The organism is Brevundimonas sp. SL130 (genome assembly GCF_026625805.1).
GTDB lineage: Bacteria > Pseudomonadota > Alphaproteobacteria > Caulobacterales > Caulobacteraceae > Brevundimonas.
In genome coordinates this window covers 181,520-201,938 of the sequence record NZ_CP113064.1, presented here as the reverse complement: position 1 = coordinate 201,938, position 20,419 = coordinate 181,520, and the positions used below count along the sequence as shown (strand labels likewise).

The following is a 20,419-nucleotide window of genomic DNA, read 5'->3' as shown; positions in this document are numbered from 1 at the left end:
GTCCCAAACGGGCGCGTCCGACCTCCCTGTCGGGCACGGGGAAGTCCGGGGATGGTTTGGGGTGGGATGCGAGTGAAGTTCTCATGATTGGCCTTGTTATCGTCACCCACGGTGGGCTGGCCTCTGAATTTCTGGCGGCGATGGAGCATGTGGTCGGGCCGCAGCGCGGCGTCGCGGCCATCTGTATCGGGCCGGAGGACGACATGGAGCGCCGTCGGCGTGACATCGTCGATGCGGCCGCTGCGGTCAACGACGGCGACGGCGTGATCCTGTTGACCGACATGTTCGGCGGCACCCCGTCCAATCTGGCCATCTCGGTGATGGAACAGACCCATGCCGAGGTCATCGCCGGCCTGAACCTGCCCATGCTGATCAAACTGGCCAGTGTACGGGGGCGCGAGACGCTGGAATCCTGCGTCGCCCACGCTCAGGATGCGGGTCGGAAATATATCTCGGTGGCGTCCTGGGTGCTTGCGGGCGAAAAATGACGGTCACGGCGACGCTGAACATCTGCAACACGCGCGGCCTGCACGCCCGCGCCTCGGCCAAGTTCGTCAAACTGGCGTCCAGCTTCGACAGCGAAATCCACGTCACGCGCGACGGGGTGACGGTAGACGCCCGCTCGATCATGGGCCTGCTGATGCTGGGCGCCGGCATCGGTTGCAGCATCGATGTCACGGCCGAAGGCGCCGACGCCGGGGAAGCGATCGAGGCCCTGACGGACCTCGTCGCCCGCAAGTTCGACGAGGATCAGTAGGCGCTTACAGGCCCAGGGCGCGGCGGATGTCGCGCCAGTCCACATATTTGAAGTTCTGGGTTCCGACGTCGTTCACGTCGTCCTGGATCACCACCAGACCCTCGGGGAAGGGACCGACCACGCCGCTGGCGGCCGCCAGGCCGTCTGTACCGGTGACCCCGTCCACGACGCCGTCCACGATCTTGAACCGGCCCTTGTACTCCGGCGTCGCGCCGTCGATGCGCCAGACGGGGAAGGTCGAGTCGCCCTGGCTTGAGCCGATCAGATAGCGTTTGTCGCCGTCCGTCAGGGGCGTCAGGCCTTCGGCGTCGGCGACCAATATGTCCTTGGCGATCGGCTGCACCAGGGTGCGCGCCGCCCCGCTCGCCGGATTGAGGCCGTAGCGCCACAGGCCGACGTTCTCCTCGGTGATATAGAGGGCGTCGGTCGCCTCGTCGGCGGCGCAGCCTTCGGAAATCGTGCCGATCTCGGCGCGACGCACCTCGCGCGAGACCGGTTGGCCCGCCGCGTCCACGCTCAATATGAACTGACGCAGTTCGCCCTCGTGGCCCACCAGGACCGCGTGGATCTCGGCGCCGCGCCGCGCGAAACAGAAGCCATAGGGTTCGATCACGTCGGTGGCGATGGCGCCCCAGGGCCGTACGCCGTTCTCACCGGTTCCCGCCGGATCGAACAGATAGAGCGAAATCCCGGTCTTGCCCGGCGTCCGATCGCTGGCGCCCAGGACGATTTGCGGCCGCCCTCCGACGCTCAGTCCCTCGGTCAGATCGACATTGTTCAGCAGGCCTTCCGGCATGAACTGCAGGATCTGGCCGTCGAAACCGTAGATATAGAGGCCCGACTTCTTGTCCGTTCCGGCGACGAAGCCCGGCGTGGTCTTGCCCATGACCGTCACTGGCGAGGCCGAGGCCCAGACGGCGGGATCATCGGCTGCGTCCTGGCCGGCCGTGCCGACCGAGGGGGTTTCAAGCACCGCCTGGACCGGCGCGCCCGGCCCGACGAAACCTTCGCCCTCGCCCTGGAAATCGACTTCGTGCGTGGCGCAGGCCGTCAGGGCCGCCCCGGACAGGGCCAAAAGGCAGACGGTGGCGGTCAGGGCGCCGGCGCGCTTGATGGACGACTTCATGGGGATCCTCCTCTCCAGGGACGGCTCCCGAGACCACAGGCGCCGTCGGTCGGTCAAGGACGATGACGCCGCAGGTCGGGCGGCTCGGCGAACATTGATCCGCACCCATCACACTTGTCGCGGACACGACTTAAAAGCTCGCACTAGACGTCGTCTATTCGTCATGGACGCGTCGCCGCTCAAGTTTAAGCGCCCAACATTCGTCGAAGGCATAGCCCGACGTCAGGGGATCAAGATCATGAGATTGCAACTGCTCGCGGGCGCCTCGCTCGCGTCCCTCGCTTCGCTGGCCTTCGCCGGCGCGGTTCAGGCCCAAGAGGCCAACGCGGCGCCCGTCACCGCGCTCGAGGAAATCATCGTCACCGGCGAGCCGGCGATGCGTAACCGCACCGACGATGTCGTTCCGACCCTGTCCTACGACCTCGACTATTTCCAGCGCTTCGAACCGCTGACTGCCGGCGACGCCCTGAAGCGCGTGCCTTCCGTCACCTTCCTGTCCGACGTGCTGGAATCAGACGGCGTGCGGATGCGCGGCTTGGACTCGGCCTATACGCAGATCCTGATCAACGGCGAGCGCGTGCCCGGCGCCGGCGTGGATCGCTCCTTCTTCGTCGACCGCATCCCCGCCGAACTGATCGAGCGCGTCGAGGTCGTCCGTTCGTCCTCGGCCAACCGGTCGGGCGACGCGGTCGCCGGCGCCATCAACATCGTCCTGCGCGACGCCCTGTCGCTGGACGGCGGCTATGTGCGGCTCGGGGCGCTGAACTGGAAAGACAGCGACTATGGCTCATGGGGCGGCACCTATGGCGCCGTTTGGGGCGGCCAGGCCGGCCCGGGCCGCCTGCTTCTAGGCGCCAATATCCAGGACCGCCGCAATCCCAAGGAAAAATACAGCCAGCGTTTCGACGAGCCGAACGGCACGCTCGACAACACTGAGGTGCAGACCGACACCCGCGACGGCACCGACTACTCCTTCAACGCTTCGTATGACGTCGATTTCGCCGGCGGCCGCCTGGATCTCTCGGGAGTCTTCGTCCGCACGGATCGCTATCAGGACGAGGATTCGATCGAATATATCGCCGGTGTCGAGACCGACGCCAATATCAACACGATCAACGACAACGACGTCGATATCCAAACCGACAACCTGTCGTTGAACCTGCGCTATGTCCGCGAAATGCTGGGCGGCGAAACCAAGTTCAAGCTTGGCTACGCCTCGATCAAGGACGAGCAGTACGAGTTCGAATACGAATCCGAGTTCCGGCGCGACTCCGTCGTCTATCCGGACGAAGACCGCTTCACCGCCGACGCGACCCGGACCGACATCGAGGACAAGGAGCTCAGCGGCGCGATCGACCACAAGCGGCCCTTGGGCGGAGATCTGGAACTGGCCTTCGGGGTTCAGTGGAATCAGAAGGATCGCGACACCTCGATCACCGAACCTGAGCGCGTTCGCTTCAGCGTCGCCAACGGCTCGACCAACGCCGCGACCAACTGGAGCTTCGGCGATTTCGAAGGCGTTCCTGGCGGCGTGGGTAAGATCGAGGAAACCCGGATCGACCCCTACGTCATGCTGTCGGGCGAAAACGGCCCGGCCAAGTGGGAAGCCGGTCTGCGCTACGAGACGACCGATTCAACCATCACCGACGAAACCGTGGATGACGACGCCGACCGCGTCAACGACAACGACTACGCCGTACTGCTGCCTTCGGCGAGCGTCCGCTTCAAGCTGTCGGACACGGATCGGATCACCGCGTCCGTGGCCCGCACTGTGCGTCGCCCCAGCTTCGACTTCATTTCTCCGGCGGTCCTGACGGGCGAATACGGCGACAACGATTTCGTGGGCAATCCGGATCTCGAGCCGGAAACGGCATGGGGCGCTGACCTCGGCTTCGAGCGTCGTCTGGGCCGTCGCGGCGTGATCGGCGTCAATGCCTTCTATCGCGACATCACCGACCTGATCGAAATCACCAACACGGGCGAATACTCGGAACAGGCCCAGGACGACTACGACGCCGCCATTGACGACGGCGCGACGCCGGCGGAAGCGGCCGAAGAGTTGGTCTCCTACGTCCTGACGGCCGAGAACGTCGGCGACGGCCAGGTCTGGGGTATCGAGTTCGACCTGTCGACGCCGCTGGACTTCATCGGCATGGAGCACACCGGCGTGTTCCTGAACTACTCCTGGCTGGACAGTTCGGTCGAAGACTTCATGGGCGACCGCCGCTTCAACTCGCAGTCGGACTATGTCTTCAATGTCGGCTTCACCCAGGACATCCCGACCTGGGGCGCGGCCTTCGGCGCCACCTATCGCAAGCAGGGCGACGCCAAGAGCCGGATCGTCGGCGAAGAAGTCGTGACCAGCTACGGCGGCGACCTCGAGATCTTCGTCGAGAAGCAGGTCGCCTCGAACGTGGTGCTCCGCCTGACCGGATCGAACCTGCTCGACTCGTCCAAGGACGAGGTGTTCGACAAGTTCAACACCATCGTGGGCCAGATCGACCGCGACTACGACGAATATGAACTGGAGACGGAATCGTCCGGTCCCTGGTATCAGATCGTCGCCCGGATGGCCTTCTAAGCCCTTTGAGACCAAGCTGAGGAAGGGGCCGGACGGCGACGTCCGGCCCTTTTTTCATGCGTGGCGAACAAGCCGGGTTGCAGGCGCTTGACGGCGCCCATGCCGATGTCGTCAGGCTGTTCCCTGCACTCCCCCCTCGTCGGATCGCTGGTTCAGCCCTTGCACAGCCGGGCATGGAACGGGCGGACCGCGCCCCATATTGAGACGGATTGATTGATGTTCCTCGAAGGCGAGGTCAACTGGGCGCTGATCTTCGGCATAATGGCCGTCGTCGGCTACGCCATAGCCGCCATCGCCCTGTGGTTCGCGGTCACCCACGGCGCCCGCCACGCCAGCGCGACCGACCAGCTCGACATGGTTCAGAAGGTCGCCGAGTCCTCGGACAAACGTCTGTTCGAGACCATGAACGCCGTGCCCGTGGCCATGGTCGAGACCGACGCCACCGGCAAGTTCGTCTTCGCCAACCGGGCCGCCCACCAACTGCTGGGGCGTCGTGACGCCGAGCTGCTGGGCCTGCGTTTCCACTCTGCGACCTGGGGCATCACCTTCCCGGACGGCAAGTCGATCCCCGCCGACCTGCTGCCCAGCGCCCGCGCCCTGCGCGGTCAGACGGTGCGGGGCTTCCAGCACCTGATGATGAACGCCGCGACCCGCAAGAAGATGCTGGTCTCGGTCACCGCCATGCCGATCGAGAACGAACGGGGTCAGGTCACCGGATCCATCGCGGCCATGGTCGAGACCGATGTCCTGACCACCCCGGCGATTGAACCCGCGCCCCCGCCTCCGCCGCCCGCCGGCCGCGCCAGCCTGGCCGACCGGGTGTTCGACGCCGCCTCCAGCGCCCTGGTCGTGGTCGATACCGAAGGTCGCATCCACCAGGCCAACCGCACCGCCCTGATCATGCTGGGGCGTGGCGAAGGGGTGACGGGATCCGACTTCGCCGATCTGTTCCTGCCGCTGGACCGACGCACCGAAGGCCGTCAGGCCCTGCGCGCCGCCCTGTCCGTCGAGGATGAAAGCCCGACGCCGATCGAGACGGTCGACGCCGACGGCGCCGGCATCCGCTGGACCCTGCTGCCGCTGACCGACGAGACCGACCGGCCGGACGCCATTCTTGTGGCCGGCGTCCCCATGGCGGAGGTTCCGACCGTCGAACCTGTCGCCGAAGTGATCGAGGCCGAACAGGCCGAGGGCGCGCCGGACGCATCCGATCCCATGGCCTCGGCGATCCAGGCGGCTCAGGCCGATTTCGCGCGGCGCGAGCGCGAGGTTCTCGCCGCCCACAACCAGGCCCTGCTGGAGACGATGGCCCAGGCCGAACAGGCGGAGCGCGCCGTCCGCGCCGAGCTGGAGGCCGAACGCCGCATGGCCAATGTCGGCCGTCTGACGGGGGGCGTGACCCATGATTTCAACGCCCTGCTGGGGGTCATGACCTCGGCCCTGGACCTGATGCTGCGCCATGTCGACGAGCCCGAGCGCGTGCGTCGCCTGGGCCAGGCCGCCCTGGCCGCCGGTCAGCGCGGCGAACGCCTGACCCGCCGTCTGAGCGCCTTCTCCCAGGACGAGGACCAGACCAATCTGCAACGACTGGACATCGGCGTCCTGCTGTCAGGCATGGAGAGGAAGCTGCGCATGCTGGCGGGACCGGCGATTGATCTGATGATCGAAACGCCGGCCGGCCCCGCCTTCGCACGGATCGATCCGGCGGCCTTCGAGGCGGCCGTGCTGGCCCTGACCCGAAACGCGGTCGAGGCCTCGAACGGCGCCGGCTCGGTTGCGGTCCGACTGGCGGTCCTTCCCGACGAGGGCCTGAGGCTGAGCGTGCGCGATTCCGGGCCCGGCATGGACGCCGACACCGTGAGACGTGCGGCGGAGCCCTTCTTCACCACCCGGCCGGATGCGGCGGGCCTGGGCCTGTCGCAGGCCTTCGCCTTCGCGCGTCAGTCCTCGGGCGCGCTGGCCATCGAAAGCGCGCCGGGCGAAGGGGCGGAGGTCTCCGTCACCCTGCCGTCGGGGCCCGGCGTCGACGGGAGTCGGGTTGAAAACCAGCCTTCCACGGACGAAATGGCGACAGAAACCGCGTCCTGAGCGCCGCGGCCCCCTGCAAAGGTCGATTCCGAGGCCCCATATGACGCACGGCGGTTGACCCTTGCCGGGTCGGCGCTAGTGTCCGCCCGCCTGCCCCCACGCGCCAGAAGACCAGAGGATATCATGGCCGAAGCCACCGCTCCCTACGACGTCGTCATCATCGGCGGAGGGCCCGGCGGCTATAACGCCGCGATCCGCGCCGGCCAGCTGGGCCTCAAGGTCGCCTGTGTCGAGATGCGCGCCACCCTGGGGGGCACCTGCCTGAACGTCGGCTGCATGCCGTCCAAGGCCCTGCTCCACGCCTCGGAAATGTTCGACGCCGCCAATACCGAATTCGCCAAGATCGGCATCGAGGTCCAGCCCAAGCTGAACCTGGGCCAGATGCACAAGTCCAAGGACGACAGCGTCACCGCCCTGACCAAGGGGATCGAATTCCTGTTCAAGAAGAACAAGGCCGACTGGATCAAGGGTCGCGGCAAGATTGTCGGAAAAGGAAAGGTCGAGGTGACCGCCGCCGACGGTTCGGTCCAGACGCTGGACGCCAAGAACATCGTCATCGCCACCGGCTCGGAGCCCACCCCCCTGCCGGGCGTCGCCTTCGAAGCGGGCAAGGTGATTGATTCCACCGGCGCCCTGTCCCTGCCGGCCGTGCCGAAGAAGCTGATTGTGGTCGGCGCCGGCATCATCGGCCTGGAGCTGGGTTCGGTCTGGCGCCGCCTGGGCGCCGAGGTCACGGTGGTCGAATTCCTGGACCGCATCACCCCCGGCATGGACACCGAGGTCGCCACCGCCTTCCAACGCACCCTGACCAAACAGGGCATGAGCTTCAAACTGGGCGCCAAGGTCACGGCCGCCAAGTCGGTCAAGGACGGGGTCGAGCTGACGGTCGAACCGTCGGCCGGCGGTGCGGCGGAAACCCTGAAGGCCGACGTCGTCCTGGTCGCCATCGGCCGTCGCCCCTACACCGAAGGCCTGGGTCTGGAGAGCGTCGGCGTCACGCCGGACAAGCGCGGCTTCATCGACCATGACCACTTCAAGGTGGCCGACGGAGTGTGGGTGATCGGCGACGTGACCCACGGCCCGATGCTGGCGCACAAGGCGGAAGAAGACGCGGTCGCCGTGATCGACACCATCGCCGGCAAATACGGCCACGTCGACTACGCCCTGGTCCCCAGCGTGGTCTACACCTTCCCCGAAGTGGCCTGGGTCGGTCAGACCGAGGAACAGCTGAAGGCCGCCGGCGTCGCCTACAAGAAGGGCAAATTCCCCTTCACCGCCAACAGCCGCGCCAAGATCAACCACGAGACCGACGGTTTCGCCAAGGTTCTGGCCGACGCCGCCACCGACAAGGTTCTGGGCGTCCACATCATGGGCCCCCAGGCCGGCGAGATGATCCACGAAGCCGCCATCACCATGGGCTTCGGCGGTTCGTCGGAAGACATCGCCCGCACCTGCCACGCCCACCCGACCCGTTCGGAAGCCGTGCGTCAGGCGGCCATGGATGTCGAAGGCTGGATGATGCAGGCCTGATCGGCCGCAGCTTCTCAGGTGTCTGAAACGAAAAAGGCCCGCCCGGCGATCACCGGGCGGGCCTCTTGTTTTGGGCGGGTCGATCAGGCGTCAGGCGGCCCAGGACGTCCGGTCGCCCTGGGCGCGACCGCCGCGCGCGGTCTCGCCGATGCGGAAACGCGACACCAGTTCGGCCAGTTTTTCGGCTTCCTGGCTCAGGGCCTGGTTGGCGGCGGTGGTCTGTTCGACCATGGCGGCGTTCTGCTGGGTCGTCTGGTCCATCTGGTTCACGGCGACGTTGATCTCGGCCAGGCCGACGGCCTGTTCCTTGGCTGAGGCGGCGATATCGGCCGCCAGCTGGTTGATCTCGGCCACCTGGCTGATCAGGGCGGTCAGGGCGCCGCCGGTTTGGGACACCAGACGGGCGCCTTCGCCGACGCTGGCGCTGGAGGCGGCGATCAGGCCCTTGATCTCGCGCGCGGCGTCGGCCGAGCGTTGCGCCAGGGCGCGCACTTCGGACGCCACAACGGCGAAGCCTCGACCCGCCTCGCCCGCACGGGCCGCCTCGACCCCGGCGTTTAGGGCCAACAGATTGGTCTGGAAGGCGATTTCGTCGATGACGCCGATGATTTCGCTGATCCGGCCCGAGGTGGCCTCGATCTCGCCCATGGCGGCGGTGGTGTCGGCGATGATCTGTTCGCGCGTGCCGGCCCCGCCGCGCGCCTGGGCGGTGATGTCGGCGGCGGATTGAGCGCCCTCGGCCGTCTTACGGACGGTGACGGTGATCTGATCCAGGGCGGCGGCGGTCTGTTCCAGGGCGGCGGCCTGACGTTCGGTGCGGCGCGACAGGTCGTCGGTGGCGCCTGACACCTCCGTGGTTCCCGCCTGCATGGCGCCGACCAGTTCGATGATGTCGCCCATGGTTCCCGCCAGGGTGTCGGCGGCGGTGTTGTAATCGTCTTTCAGCTTGCGGCTGCGTTCGGCGAAGGTTGCGGTGATGCGGTGGCTCAGATCGCCGCGCGCCAGGGCCGCCAGCCCGTCGCCGAGGGCCCCGACCACGATCGCGTCCTCCTCAGCCAGACGTTCGCGTTCGGCTTCCCCGGCGGCGTGGGTTGCGAGGGCGGTCTCGCGCATCGCCTCGGCCTCGCTTTCGGTCGCCTTCTGGCGCACGGCGGCGTCGCGGAAGGCGATGACGGCGCGGGCGATCTGGCCGATGTCGTCAGAGCGCGAAACCCAGGGGGCGTCAAAGTCGGTGCGGCCCTGACGCAGGGCCTCCATCCGCTCGCACAGAGCCTTCAACGGCGAGAACATCCGGCGCGAGGCGAGCAGACATCCCATCACCACCAGCAGGGTGACGACGACGCCGCAAATCAGTAGGCCGATCATCATATGGTTCACAGAGGCCATGAAGTCGGCCTTGGGAATCCCGACATACAGCACGCCTATCGTCTGGCCGGCGGCGTTCTTGATGGGGTCGTAGGCGACGAAATAGGGCTTGCCCAGGATGTCCGCCTGACCGCGATAGGTCTGGCCGGACTTCAACACCGCATCATAGACGGGACCGGGCTTCAGCTTGGTGCCGACGGCGCGCGACCCGTCGTCCTTGACCACATTGGTCGTAACCCGCAGGTCGTCCATGAAGATCGTCGCCGTGCCGCCGACCAGGGCCTTGATCCGGTCCACCGGCTCGACGAAGTCGTTCATCGGGGTGGAGCCGACATAGAGTTTGCCGTCCCGCGCCGAGAAGCCGTCGCCGTAATCGGCTAGAACATCCCAAGCGACGCGCATGTTCGTCTCTTGGCGTTCGGCGGCGCCGGCCTCTGCATCCCGCGTCAGAAGAACCACCGCCACCGCCAGCAAGGTTGCGGTCAGGGCGGCCAAGGCGGCGATCACCATGAGGGCCGCCTTGGCCGAGAGGGATAGCGCGCTGAGTTTCATGGTCGTATCCAGGGGAAGCTTACTCTTCCCAGTCAAGCCTCACTGACACGACGAGGTTAAAAACCTTCCTGTCGCAAATCGCTTATCTTACCCCGACGCGCGCATTCCCTTCAGTCTGTAGAGGGCCTCCAGCGCTTCGCGAGGCGTCAGAGCGTCGGGATCCACGGCGTCCAGCGCCGTCTCCACCGGCGAGGGAGTCCAGACGGGCGGCGGTTCAGCCATGGCGAACAGCGGCAGGTCGTCCAGCCGCGCTGTCGCCGCCTTCTCGCCCTCCAGCCGCTCCAGCACCGATTTCGCGCGGGCCACGACGGCCAGCGGCACCCCGGCCAGCTTGGCCACCTGCACCCCGTAAGACCGGTCCGCCGCCCCCGGCGCCGCCTCATGCAGGAAGACCAGATCCCCGTTCCACTCCTTGGCCGTCATGGATAGGTTGCAGACATGGTCCAGCCGCGTCTCCAGCTGGGCCAGTTCGTGATAGTGGGTGGCGAACAGGGTGCGGGCCCGATTGACGTCGTGCAGGGCCTCGGCCGTGGCCCAGGCGATGGCCAGGCCGTCATAGGTGGCCGTGCCGCGCCCGATCTCGTCCAGAACCACAAAGCTGCGCGGCGTCGCCTGGGTCAGGATGGCGGCGGTCTCGACCATCTCCATCATGAAGGTGGACCGGCCGCGCGCCAGGTCGTCGCCCGCCCCGACGCGGCTGAACAGCCGATCGACCACGCCCAGACGCATCGACCGCGCCGGCACGAAGGCCCCGGCCTGGGCCAGGATGACCAGCAAGGCGTTCTGACGCAGGAAGGTCGACTTGCCCGCCATGTTCGGTCCGGTGACGATGGCCAGACGCGCGCAGTCCGATCCGGACCCGTCCAGACGCGCATTATTGGGCGTATAGGCGTCGCCCGCCGCCTTGACGGCCGCCTCGACCACCGGATGCCGCCCGGCCTCGACCGAGAAGACCAGGCTGTCGTCCACCACCGGCCGGGTCGCCCCGACTTCTTGCGCCCATTCGGCCAGGGCCGCATGGGCGTCCAGTTCCGCCAGGGCTTCGGCGACCGCCTGTAACGGCTGGGCCAGACGGGCGACCTCGCGCCGCCAGCCTTCGAAGGTCTCGCCCTCGATGGCCAGGGCGCGATGGCCGGCCTGGCTGATCTTGGCGTCCAGTTCCGACAGTTCGACCGTGGTGAACCGCACCTGGCTGGCCAGGGTCTGACGATGGATGAAGGGGCTGTCGGGGCCGGCTCGCAGCAGGCCCTCCGCCGCCTTGGCCGAGGTTTCCAGGAAATAGCCCAGGACGGCGTTGTGCTTGACCTTAAAGGCCACGCCGGACTCAGCGACGGCGCGGGCCTCCAGATCGGCGACCACCCGTCGGCTGTCGTCGCGCAGGGTGCGGGCGGCGTCCAGTTCGGGGCGATAGTCGGGGCGCACAAAGCCGCCGTCGCGCGCCAGATGCGACGGCTCGTCCACCAGGCCGTCGATCAGATCGGCCTTCAGCCGGGACACCTCGGGCGACAGGCTGAGCCGGTCCAGGGCCAGGGCGATGCGGCGCGGCTGGCCGGTGATCGGGTCCACCTGACCGATGAACAGACCGGCGATCCCCTCCGCGATCGACAGGCCGACCCGCACCGCCGCCAGATCGCGCGGACCGCCGCGGCCCAAGGCCAGCCGCCCGACCGCGCGGGCGACGTCGGCCGAAGCCTTCAGGCCGTCGCGCAGATCACGCCGCAGGTCGCGCCGCTCCAGCAGCCATTCGACCGCGTCGAGTTGTTCGTTGATCGCCAGCGGATCGCGCAGCGGCCGGGCGATCCGCTCCGCCAGGGCCCGCGCTCCGCCCGAGGTGACGGTGCGGTCGATACAGGCCAGCAGCGAGCCTTCGCGCTCGCCCCGCTGCGTCCGGTCGATCTCCAGACTGGTGCGGGTGGCCGGATCGATGGCCAGAAATCCGCTCTCGCCCAGCCGGCGCGGCGGGGCCAGGGCCGGAACCTTGCCGGCCTGGGTCGTTTCCAGATAGGCGGCGATCAGGCCCAGGGCCGAGACCTCGGCCTCCTCGAAGGCGCCGAAACCGTCCAGGGCCGCAACCCCGTACAGCCGTTCGACGCGGACCCGCGCCGCCTGGGGTTCGGCGATGGCGCTCGCCAGGGCCTGAACCACGCCGCCGGACCCGTCCAGGGCGTCCCGCGTCGTCGGGTCGGAGTAGATCCGGTCCGTGACCAGAACCTCGGACGGCCGAAACGCCGCCAGGGCGGCGCCTAGATCCTCGAGCGCACAGGCGACGCTGTCCACGGCCCCGGACGACAGTTCCACCACGGCGACCGCCGCCCGCCCCTTGCGGATCGCCACGGCCGCCAGCCGATTGGCGCCGCGCGCGTCCAGCAGACTGTCCTCGGTCAGGGTGCCGGGCGTCACCACCCGCACCACGCCGCGGTGGACCACGGCCTTGCCGCCGCGCTTCTTGGCCTCGGCGGGGTCTTCCAGCTGTTCGCAGATGGCGACCTTGTGACCCATGCGGATCAGCCGGGCCAGATAGCCGTCCAGGGCATGGACCGGCACGCCCGCCATGGGAATGTCCTCGCCCTGATGCTTGCCCCGCTTGGTCAGGGTGATGCCCAGGGCGGCAGCGGCCACCTCGGCGTCCTTGAAGAACAGCTCGTAGAAATCCCCCATGCGGAAGAAGAGTATGGCGTCCGGCTGCCCGGCCTTGGCCGTCAGATACTGCGCCATGAAGGGCGTCGCGCCCTCCAGGGAGGCGGCGATTTCGGGCGAATGTTCGGGGGGCGGGAAAGCGGGCGCGTTCATGTGCTGTCAGGGTGAAGGATCACAGCCGACCGCTCAAGCCCGTTCACGGCTCTTGCACAGGCTTCTCACCCCTGCGATAGGCCGCGTCAGGCGGTTAAGGGAACACGGTGAGACACCGTGGCTGTGCCCGCAACTGTAGGCGGCGAGAGCGTCGTCCGTCCGGGGTCTCGACCTCGGCGCCACTGGGAAACTGGGAAGGCGAGGACGGCGGTTTTTGACCCGCAAGCCAGGAAACCTGGCCGCCTAACGTCGCTCGTCCGCTGTCCGGGACCAGACAGAGGCGCGGGGACTTCTCGTCGTAGCGACCCGATCTTGCGCCGTCCGGACCTTTCAGGCCCGGCGGATCGGCTCGCTCATACCGGTTCCTCGCGCGCACTCGCGGAGCCGACATCGGGGATTCTCGCTCAATGAAGCGCTCCATTCTTCTCTCCACGGCGGCCCTTTCTGTAACGGTGGGCGCCTTCGCCGCGCCCGCCCTGGCGGCCGACGATGCGACTCCGCTGGACGACGTCGTCGTCACCGCCACCCGCCTGCCCGCCATCGTCGCCGAAACGCCCGGCGCCCGCGTCATCGATTCCAAGACCATCGAACAGCGCGGCGCCGTCTTCGCCGCCGACATCCTGTCCGATGTTCCGGGCCTGTCGGTGACCCGCACGGGCGCGTTTGGCGGCGTCGCCCAGGTCCGCATGCGTGGCGCGACCCCCGGCAAGACCCTGGTCCTCGTCGACGGGGCGCCGGTCAATGACGCCTCCGAGGTCAATGGCGCCTATGACTTTTCCGGCTTCGAACTGGGCGACATCGACCGGATCGAGGTCCTGTCCGGGCCCCAGTCCTCGCTGTGGGGTTCCGACGCCATCGGCGGCGTGATCGCCTTCACCACCAAGGAGATCGACGGCCTGCGCGCCGAGGCCGAGGCCGGCAGCTACGACACCGTGCGCGGCCGCCTGGCCGCCGGCGTCGCCAACGAGACCTGGGCCTTGGGCGGCTATGTCTCGCATTTCGACACCGACGGGATTTCTGCGGCGGACGAGGCCGACGGCAATACGGAAGCCGACGGCTTCACCAACACCACCGTGGGCTTGAAGGGGCGCTACGCCGTCTCGGACACGGTCAAGCTCGACGGCTCGGCCCGCTGGTCCAAGAGCGAGGCCGATCTGGACGGCTACCCGGCCCCGACCTATGCCCTGGCCGACACCGATGACAGCCAGGAGTCCGAACAATGGTCCGGCTTCGGCCGCATCAGCCTGAAGGCCCTGGGTCTGAACCATCAGTTCAGCGTCTCCGCCTCGGACATCCAGCGCGACACCTTCAGCGACTATCCCTCGACCTATGAGGCCAACCGCCAAGCCTATCGCTGGCAGGCCGACGGCGCGACCGGCGCCGCGACCTATGCCTTCGGGGCAGAGCGCGAGGAGACCGAAGGCAGCGTCTCCACCGGCGCCAAACAGGATCTGGGCACGACCTCGGTCTTCGCCACCGGCCGCTACGCCGTCACCGAGGCGCTCAGCGTCACCGGCGGCCTGCGGTTCGACGACACCGACGACTTCGGCTCCAAGACCACGGGCCGAATCTCGGCGGCCTATGACCTGGCCGGCGGCTTCACCCTGTCCGGCGCCTATGGCACGGGCTTCAAGGCGCCGTCGATCAGCCAGGCGGTCTGCGACTTCTGCTATTCGTCGGTCCCCGTCCCCACGCTGAAGCCGGAAACGGCCGACAGCGTCGAGATCGCCCTCGGCTGGGCCTCCGCCGACGGCCGGTTCGACGGTCGCGCCACCCTGTACCGGCTGAACATCGAAGACCAGATCACCTATTTCACCGATCGGACGACCTTCGACAGCTATTACATCAACATCGCGCGGACCCGCTCGGACGGGGTCGAGCTGGAAGGACGCGCCATGCTCGGCGGCGGGTTCGACCTGACCCTGGCCTATGCCTGGACCGACGCCGAAGACCGCTCGACCGGCGCGCGCCTGCTGCGCGTGCCTGAACATGCGGGATCGGCGACCCTGGGCTGGACGGGGGATCGGATTTCGGGCGCCCTGACCGTTCGCGCCGAGGGCGACCAGGACGATTCGGGCGGCGTGCGCGACAGCTTCGTCACCGCCAATCTGAACGCGGCCTATCAGCTGACGGATCAGATCGCCCTGACGGCGCGGGTCGAGAACCTGGCCGACGAGCAGTATCAGCAGGTGCTGGGCTACGGCGAGCCCGGTCGTTCGGCCTATGTCGGGGTCAGGCTGCGCTACTGATGCGGGCGCGGGCGTCGGCGGCGAAGGCCGCCGGCGCCTCGAGCGCCAGTTCCGACCAGTTCAGATCGGGGCGGGGCGCATGGGCGGCGGCCAGGATGGCGCGCAGCTCGGCGGCCGAGGCGACGCTGGCCACCACCCGGTCCACGGCGTCCAGAGAAAAGGCGTAGGCCAGGGCCGCCTGCATCGGGTCGCAACGCCGTTCCGCCAGGCGCCGCCGTGTCCGCGACAGAACCTGGGCGTAGTTCGCCAGATGCGGCGGCAGATCGTCCCCGCCGGCGAACAGCAGGCCGCCCGCGAAGACGGACGCCAGATGCACCTGGGCGCCGACGGATTTCAGCTCGTCCAGAACGCCTTCGGCGGCGGCGCGCTGATCCAGAAGATTGCACGAGACCTGCACCACATCCGCCTCGAGACGTCGCGCCAGCAGGGCGGGCCCGTCCTCGATCGTGGCGCAGAAGCCGATGCTGCGGAACAGGCCGCGATTTTTCAAGGATTGCAGACGATCCCACAGGGCGCGGCCTTCGGCCCCGGCCAGATCGGCCGCATTATCGACCAGCAGGGCTTCGCCGCGCGGCAAGCCCAGTCGTTCCAGCGACCGGCGCGCCTGAGCCTCGACCCGATCCAGACCTTCGTTCAGCGACACGGTGCGCACCGTCACCCGGAAGGGCGAGGGAAAGGGCCAAGCTTGGCCCAGCAGGCGCTCGCCGTCGCCGCCGGGGCGGGTGGCGATCATGCGCACGCCGGCGTCGGCGCCGGTCTGCAACAGGAATCGCATCGCGTCTTCGCGCGCGCCTGTCTGGCCCGTCATGGGTGAACTATGCAGGCGCTGGGGCTCGGTCGCCACGGCGAGAGCCAGGCGATCAATAGGCGAGGGCGCCGAGGGGGTGGCGGGGGAATGCGTCACATTCCCATCTTGGCCCTCAATACTTAAGGGAGGCTGAGCAAGAGGTTACGCGAACCTTACTTATCCACCGTTGGTATCGCAGATCAGGCGTCGGCGTCGGGCTGTCTGTCGGGGTCGGCGGCCTGGAAGGCGGGATGGGCCAGGGCGCGGGATTCGACGGCCAGCAGTCTCGGCCAGGCTTTCAGATCCATATTGAATCGCCGCGCCGAATAGAGTTGTGGGATCAGATAACAGTCGACCAGACCCGGCGCATCGCCGAAGCTCCAGCCGTCACCGTGGCGCGTCACCAGGGCTTCCAGCGCCGTGAATCCCGGCGTGATCCACCGCGCAGCCCAGGCGTCCACAGTCGCCTGATCGGCCCCGAAATCCCCGCGCAGCGACTTCAGCACCCGAAGATTGTTCAGCGGATGGATGTCGCACCCGATCAGGGCCGCCATGGCTCGCACATGGGCGCGGTCCGTCGACTTTTTCGGCAGCAGCGCCGGTTCGGGATGGGTCTCTTCCAGCCATTCCAGTATGGCCGGGCTCTGGGTGACGACCAGGTCGCCGTCCTGTAGCGCCGGCACCATGCCCTGGGGATTCAGCGCCAGATAATCGGCCGCCTTCTGTTCCCCCTGGCGCAGATCATGCGCTGCGGTCTGGTAGGACAGCTCCTTCAGCCCCAGGGCGATGCGCACCCGATAGCTGGCGCCCGAACGCCAATAGCCGTGCAGGATCATCAGACCACCTCGAAGCTGAGGGGCTCCAGCCCGTCGATCGTCACCACGACCCGGTCTCCGCGCGTCAGCGGACCCACGCCCGACGGCGTGCCGGTGAAGATCAGGTCGCCGGCCTGAAGCGACCACAGTTTGCCCGCCTCTTCGACGATCCGCTCGGGGTTCAGGATCATGTCGTCCAGGGTGCTGGACTGTTTCGTCTCGCCATTGACCGTCAGGGCGATGACCCCCGCCGGGTCCGGCAGGGCGCCCAGGGTCAGGGCGCCGCAGGGGGCCGACTGGTCGAACCCCTTGGCCGCGTCCCAGGGACGGCCCGCCGTCTTCGCCTCGGCCTGAAGGTCGCGGCGGGTCAGGTCGCAGCCGACCGCCCAGCCCACGATCCGCCCGCCCTCGCCGATGGCGGCGACCAGTTCGGCCTCGAAATGCAGATTGGCCGTCGCGGACGGATAGGCCGGGTCGGCGCCGTCCGACACCAGGGCGTCGCCGGGCTTGGAGAAGAAGAAGGGCGACTGCTTGTCCGGGTCTGAGCCCATTTCCCGCGCATGGGCGGCGTAGTTCTGGCCCACGCACAGGATGCGGCGGACCGGGAAACGCCGGTCGTCGCCGGTGATCGGCAGGCTGGGTAGGGGGCGGGGGGCGAACAGGAAGTCGGTCATGGGCGCAATCTAGTGCGGCGAATCGCGCCTGACGAGGTCGGCCATAAGGCCTTATGGATCGACGGGAACTTCGCCCCCGGTGTAGCGTTCGCAAACGGGGTCCCCTATTCTATCGCCAAGCTTGAAACTGGAGCGCGCACCATGGCCACCACCAAGGCTAGAGAAGACATCAAGGCCGACCTGAAGACCCTCAAGGAGGATCTGAAGACCGGCGCCCGCGAGGAAACCCAGCGCCTGCGCGAAAAGGCCGAAGAGGCCGAGGCCAAGCTGCGCGCCAAGGGTGAAGAAGTGCGCGAACAGGCGCGGGGCTATTACGACACCGCCCGGGTGCGCGGCCGCGAATATTATGACGACGCCGCCGAACGCCTGGACGAGGCCCAGCGCTATATCGTCGAACGGGTGCAGGAACGGCCGGTCCAGTCGACCGCCATCGCGCTCGGCGTCGGCGTCGTCCTCGGCCTGCTGCTGGCCGGCCGCCGCCGCTGATGTTCAAGGGCATCGTCAAACGGATCGTGGCGACCAGCGTGGTCGCCGCGAGCGTGTTCCTGGCCGTCGTCTTCCTCGGCGTCGCCCTCTTTTATGCGATCAGCCTGCTCACCACGCCCCTGGGCGCGGCCGCCATCACCTTCGGCCTGTTCGCCCTGGTCGCCCTGATCGTCGCCTTGATCTTCCTGAAGGGCGACAGTCACGATGATGAAGACGAGGAGGATGCGCCCGACGGTCTGGTCGGCAAGCTGATCCACATCGTGCGCGAGCGGCCGATCATCGGCGCGGTCGGCGGCCTGGGCGTGGCCTTCCTGCTGCTGCGCAATCCCGCGCTTGCCGCCATCGTCGCCAGCCTGGTGGCGGAGCGCAAGATGGATCAGGGCGGCTATCCGAAACGTCGGCGTCGCCGCTGAGTTTATCCCTCCTGACAGGGAACGGGCGTCGTCCGTGATCGTTGATCTTCCGACGGGACGAACGGCTGCAAGGCCGCCGTCGGAAACCTCAACGCAGGAGAGCTAGACCCATGATCCGTTGGGCAATTATCTTCCTGGTCGTGGCCTTGATCGCAGCCGTTCTCGGCTTCGGCGGCATCGCGAACTTCTCGTTCGAGATCGCCAAATTCATCGCCGTGATCGCTATCATTCTGTTCGTCATCGCCCTGGTGGCCGGCGGACTTCGCGGCCGCGGCGTCCCCCGATTATAACGGGCGTCGAACCGACAAGACGAAAGGGCCGGAACGCGAGTTCCGGCCCTTTTCTATTCCAACTCGCGCTCGCACACGAAAGATGTCTCAGACCGCCGCCTTCTCCAGGACGCCGGGCGTATCGGGGCTGGGCGCAGTGGCGGCCTTGCGGGTGTCCTGACGGCGCGGCAGCCGCCAAATCTGTTGCGAACTATAGGCCTGGCCGTCCCAGGCCAGGGCCGTAACCGTGATGGTCCTGTCGTCCCAATCGACCTGATTGAACCCAGGCGGCGATCCGCGCTCACGGTGCGACAGGGTTCCACAGCCCACCGCATAGGAGCACCGGTCCGCCAGGTCGATCGGCAAGGCGAAGGGCACATGGACATGGCCCGTCATGATCAGATCCACCCCGGCCTCGGCGAAGATTGAGGCCGCTTCGTCACCGCGTTTGACGTCGCCCGTCATCGGCGTCCCCACCATTTCGATCAGCGGATGGTGGCAGGCCAGGATGCGCAGCGCCCCGATGGGCGCCTGACGCAGGGCCTCGGCGGCGCGCCGGGTCTGGTCCAGATCGATGACCCCCTTGGACCAGTTGGGGCGCGCCTGCCAGCCGCGCGCGGTGACGACGCCGCGCACCATCACCGTGTCATTGCAGAACTGGCCGTCATGAGCGGGAAAACCGGTCGCCGTCTCGAACGCCCGCCACGGATGGAACAGCCGGGCGACCGGGCTCCAGTAGGGGACGTCATGATTGCCGACGATGACGAAGCGCGGCTCGGGCATGGCGCGCATCCATTCGCCCGCCGCGCGGAATTCGGCCGGATAACCCTTCTGGGTGATGTCGCCGGTGATCAGCACCAGGTCATTGGTCGTGGCGTGGGCGTATTCCAGCGCAGCCGCCACCGCGCCCTTGTGCTCGCACCCGAAATGGACGTCGGAGAACTGGAGGACCCGCCCCATTAAAGGCCGTCCTCGGCCGCCGGGGGCCGGGGGGCGAGGGCGCGGAACGCCTTGGGTATGAATCGCACGGTGGCCTCGGATTTCAGCAGAACGGGTTCGCCGTCTATCACGGCCGGAATCTTGGAGCGCGCCCGAACATCGATCCGTTTGGCGGCTCGGGTGGACACCGCCGGATCATGGCGCCAGTCGCTGAACAGGGCGTTGGCGGCCAGACGGAAGGCCTGGCTGGCGTCCGAAGGGTCCATGGCCGCCGCTTCCAGCCCGTTCGGCTCTTCCATAGCCTTGGAGATCATGGGGCTGATCAGGACCAGGGCCTCGGCCCGACGCCGGGGGCCGCCGTCCAGACTGAACCTCAACCGACCGGTGAAGGCCCGCTTCAACGCCCGCCGCGCATAGGTCCAGGCCAGCTTGACCTTGCCGGTCCGCATCGCCTCGCGCGCCGGCGCCCATAGGGCCGGCGAGCCCAGTATGGCGGCGCAATAGAAATATTCGCCCTCGACCTCGCCGCCCGACACCACTTGAGGCGCCCCCTCTTCCAGGGCGCGGCGCAGCGCCAGTTTCCAGTCGGCCGTGCCGTACAAGGCCCTGGGCAGCATGTTCATCGTCCCGCCCGGCAAGGGGGCGATCATCGGGCCGTCGGGTCGGGCCTTGGACGCCACCGACCGCGCCGTACCGTCGCCGGCCAGAACAAAGATCACATCTGCCGACGCCGCAAACGCCTCGGCGATCGCCTGATCGAAATTGCCGCCGTCCAGGACCACGACCTGGGTTTCCAGGTCGTAGTCGGCCAGCACAGCCTCCGCCTCGGCGGCGGCGCGCGGACCCACGCTGCCGGACAGGGGATTGACCAGCATGACCGCCCGCTTCAACGGGACATGGGGCGTCAGGGTCCGCAGGGGCGCGCCCTGCGGTTGGCCGATGTCGGCCTCGGCCTCGGGTTGGGGACTTACGATATCGGTCATGGCGCCCGAACGTTC

Annotated in this window: 17 protein-coding genes and 1 riboswitch; of the genes, 9 read left to right on the top strand and 8 right to left on the bottom strand. The window is 67.7% G+C overall.

Annotation, left to right across the window (positions count from 1 at the left end; genetic code table 11):
* Positions 1-83 precede the first annotated feature (83 nt).
* Together OU998_RS00935 and OU998_RS00930 are read left to right on the top strand one after the other, a co-directional pair.
* Entirely contained in the window at positions 84-488 is a 405-nt protein-coding gene (locus OU998_RS00935; protein WP_267514983.1) for a PTS sugar transporter subunit IIA, read from the top strand.
* Positions 485-757 (top strand): HPr family phosphocarrier protein, encoded by a 273-nt coding sequence (locus OU998_RS00930; RefSeq protein ID WP_267514982.1) that lies wholly within the window; start codon positions 485-487, stop codon positions 755-757. Before OU998_RS00935 ends, OU998_RS00930 begins: the two co-directional genes overlap by 4 nt.
* A 4-nt stretch (positions 758-761) precedes the next feature.
* Here OU998_RS00930 and OU998_RS00925 read toward each other — a convergent pair whose 3' ends face one another.
* Entirely contained in the window at positions 762-1,883 is a 1,122-nt protein-coding gene (locus OU998_RS00925) for a phytase (RefSeq protein WP_267514981.1), read from the bottom strand.
* A 238-nt stretch (positions 1,884-2,121) separates the two neighbouring features.
* Between OU998_RS00925 and OU998_RS00920 the strand changes: the two genes are divergently transcribed.
* The 3 genes from OU998_RS00920 (at position 2,122) to lpdA (ending at position 8,082) form a co-directional block, all read left to right on the top strand.
* The gene (locus tag OU998_RS00920) at positions 2,122-4,464 is read left to right on the top strand and encodes a TonB-dependent receptor plug domain-containing protein (protein ID WP_267514980.1); all 2,343 of its coding nucleotides are present in this window, start codon (positions 2,122-2,124) and stop codon (positions 4,462-4,464) included.
* A gap of 216 nt (positions 4,465-4,680) precedes the next feature.
* On the top strand, positions 4,681-6,552 hold the full coding sequence (locus tag OU998_RS00915; RefSeq protein WP_267514979.1) for a PAS domain-containing sensor histidine kinase: 1,872 nt from the start codon (positions 4,681-4,683) through the stop codon (positions 6,550-6,552).
* A 123-nt stretch (positions 6,553-6,675) separates the two neighbouring features.
* On the top strand, positions 6,676-8,082 hold the full coding sequence (gene lpdA / locus OU998_RS00910) for a dihydrolipoyl dehydrogenase (protein ID WP_267514978.1): 1,407 nt from the start codon (positions 6,676-6,678) through the stop codon (positions 8,080-8,082).
* A 90-nt stretch (positions 8,083-8,172) separates the two neighbouring features.
* On the opposite strand, the gene OU998_RS00905 is transcribed toward lpdA, so the two are convergent.
* Complete coding sequence (locus tag OU998_RS00905; RefSeq protein WP_267514977.1) at positions 8,173-9,999, bottom strand: methyl-accepting chemotaxis protein; 1,827 nt, start codon at positions 9,997-9,999, stop codon at positions 8,173-8,175.
* Positions 10,000-10,086: 87 nt separating this feature from the next.
* Positions 10,087-12,789 carry a DNA mismatch repair protein MutS gene (gene mutS, locus OU998_RS00900; RefSeq protein WP_267514976.1) on the bottom strand — a complete coding sequence of 901 codons (2,703 nt, stop codon included), beginning with the start codon at positions 12,787-12,789 and terminating at the stop codon, positions 10,087-10,089.
* A gap of 62 nt (positions 12,790-12,851) precedes the next feature.
* Positions 12,852-13,047: riboswitch (cobalamin riboswitch) on the top strand.
* Between the two features lie 149 nt (positions 13,048-13,196).
* On the opposite strand from mutS, the gene OU998_RS00895 reads away from it, so the two are divergent.
* Positions 13,197-15,038 (top strand): TonB-dependent receptor plug domain-containing protein, encoded by a 1,842-nt coding sequence (locus OU998_RS00895; RefSeq protein ID WP_267514975.1) that lies wholly within the window; start codon positions 13,197-13,199, stop codon positions 15,036-15,038.
* Here OU998_RS00895 and OU998_RS00890 read toward each other — a convergent pair.
* From OU998_RS00890 to OU998_RS00880, 3 genes are all read right to left on the bottom strand, one after another.
* Positions 15,022-15,942: an aldo/keto reductase gene (locus OU998_RS00890; protein ID WP_267514974.1), complete on the bottom strand. Its 921-nt coding sequence runs from the start codon at positions 15,940-15,942 to the stop codon at positions 15,022-15,024. The genes OU998_RS00895 and OU998_RS00890 overlap by 17 nt on opposite strands.
* 83 nt (positions 15,943-16,025) lie before the next feature.
* Positions 16,026-16,661: a maleylacetoacetate isomerase gene (gene maiA / locus OU998_RS00885; RefSeq protein WP_267514973.1), complete on the bottom strand. Its 636-nt coding sequence runs from the start codon at positions 16,659-16,661 to the stop codon at positions 16,026-16,028.
* Positions 16,661-17,314, bottom strand: a complete 654-nt coding sequence (locus OU998_RS00880; protein ID WP_267514972.1) for a fumarylacetoacetate hydrolase family protein — start codon at positions 17,312-17,314, stop codon at positions 16,661-16,663. The genes maiA and OU998_RS00880 overlap by 1 nt, the downstream gene beginning before the upstream one ends.
* A 141-nt stretch (positions 17,315-17,455) precedes the next feature.
* On the opposite strand from OU998_RS00880, the gene OU998_RS00875 reads away from it, so the two are divergent.
* From OU998_RS00875 to OU998_RS00865, 3 genes are all read left to right on the top strand, one after another.
* The gene (locus tag OU998_RS00875; RefSeq protein ID WP_267514971.1) at positions 17,456-17,800 is read left to right on the top strand and encodes a glycine zipper domain-containing protein; all 345 of its coding nucleotides are present in this window, start codon (positions 17,456-17,458) and stop codon (positions 17,798-17,800) included.
* A complete protein-coding gene (locus OU998_RS00870) occupies positions 17,800-18,213 on the top strand; it encodes a hypothetical protein (RefSeq protein WP_267514970.1) in 414 nt (137 codons plus the stop codon). Before OU998_RS00875 ends, OU998_RS00870 begins: the two co-directional genes overlap by 1 nt.
* A 110-nt stretch (positions 18,214-18,323) precedes the next feature.
* Positions 18,324-18,503: a DUF1328 domain-containing protein gene (locus OU998_RS00865; protein WP_267514969.1), complete on the top strand. Its 180-nt coding sequence runs from the start codon at positions 18,324-18,326 to the stop codon at positions 18,501-18,503.
* Positions 18,504-18,590: 87 nt separating this feature from the next.
* Here the strand turns inward: OU998_RS00865 and OU998_RS00860 are convergent, their stop codons facing one another.
* On the bottom strand, positions 18,591-19,442 hold the full coding sequence (locus tag OU998_RS00860) for a metallophosphoesterase family protein (RefSeq protein WP_267514968.1): 852 nt from the start codon (positions 19,440-19,442) through the stop codon (positions 18,591-18,593).
* A complete protein-coding gene (locus OU998_RS00855; RefSeq protein ID WP_267514967.1) occupies positions 19,442-20,404 on the bottom strand; it encodes a diacylglycerol/lipid kinase family protein in 963 nt (320 codons plus the stop codon). The genes OU998_RS00860 and OU998_RS00855 overlap by 1 nt, the downstream gene beginning before the upstream one ends.
* Positions 20,405-20,419 lie beyond the last annotated feature (15 nt).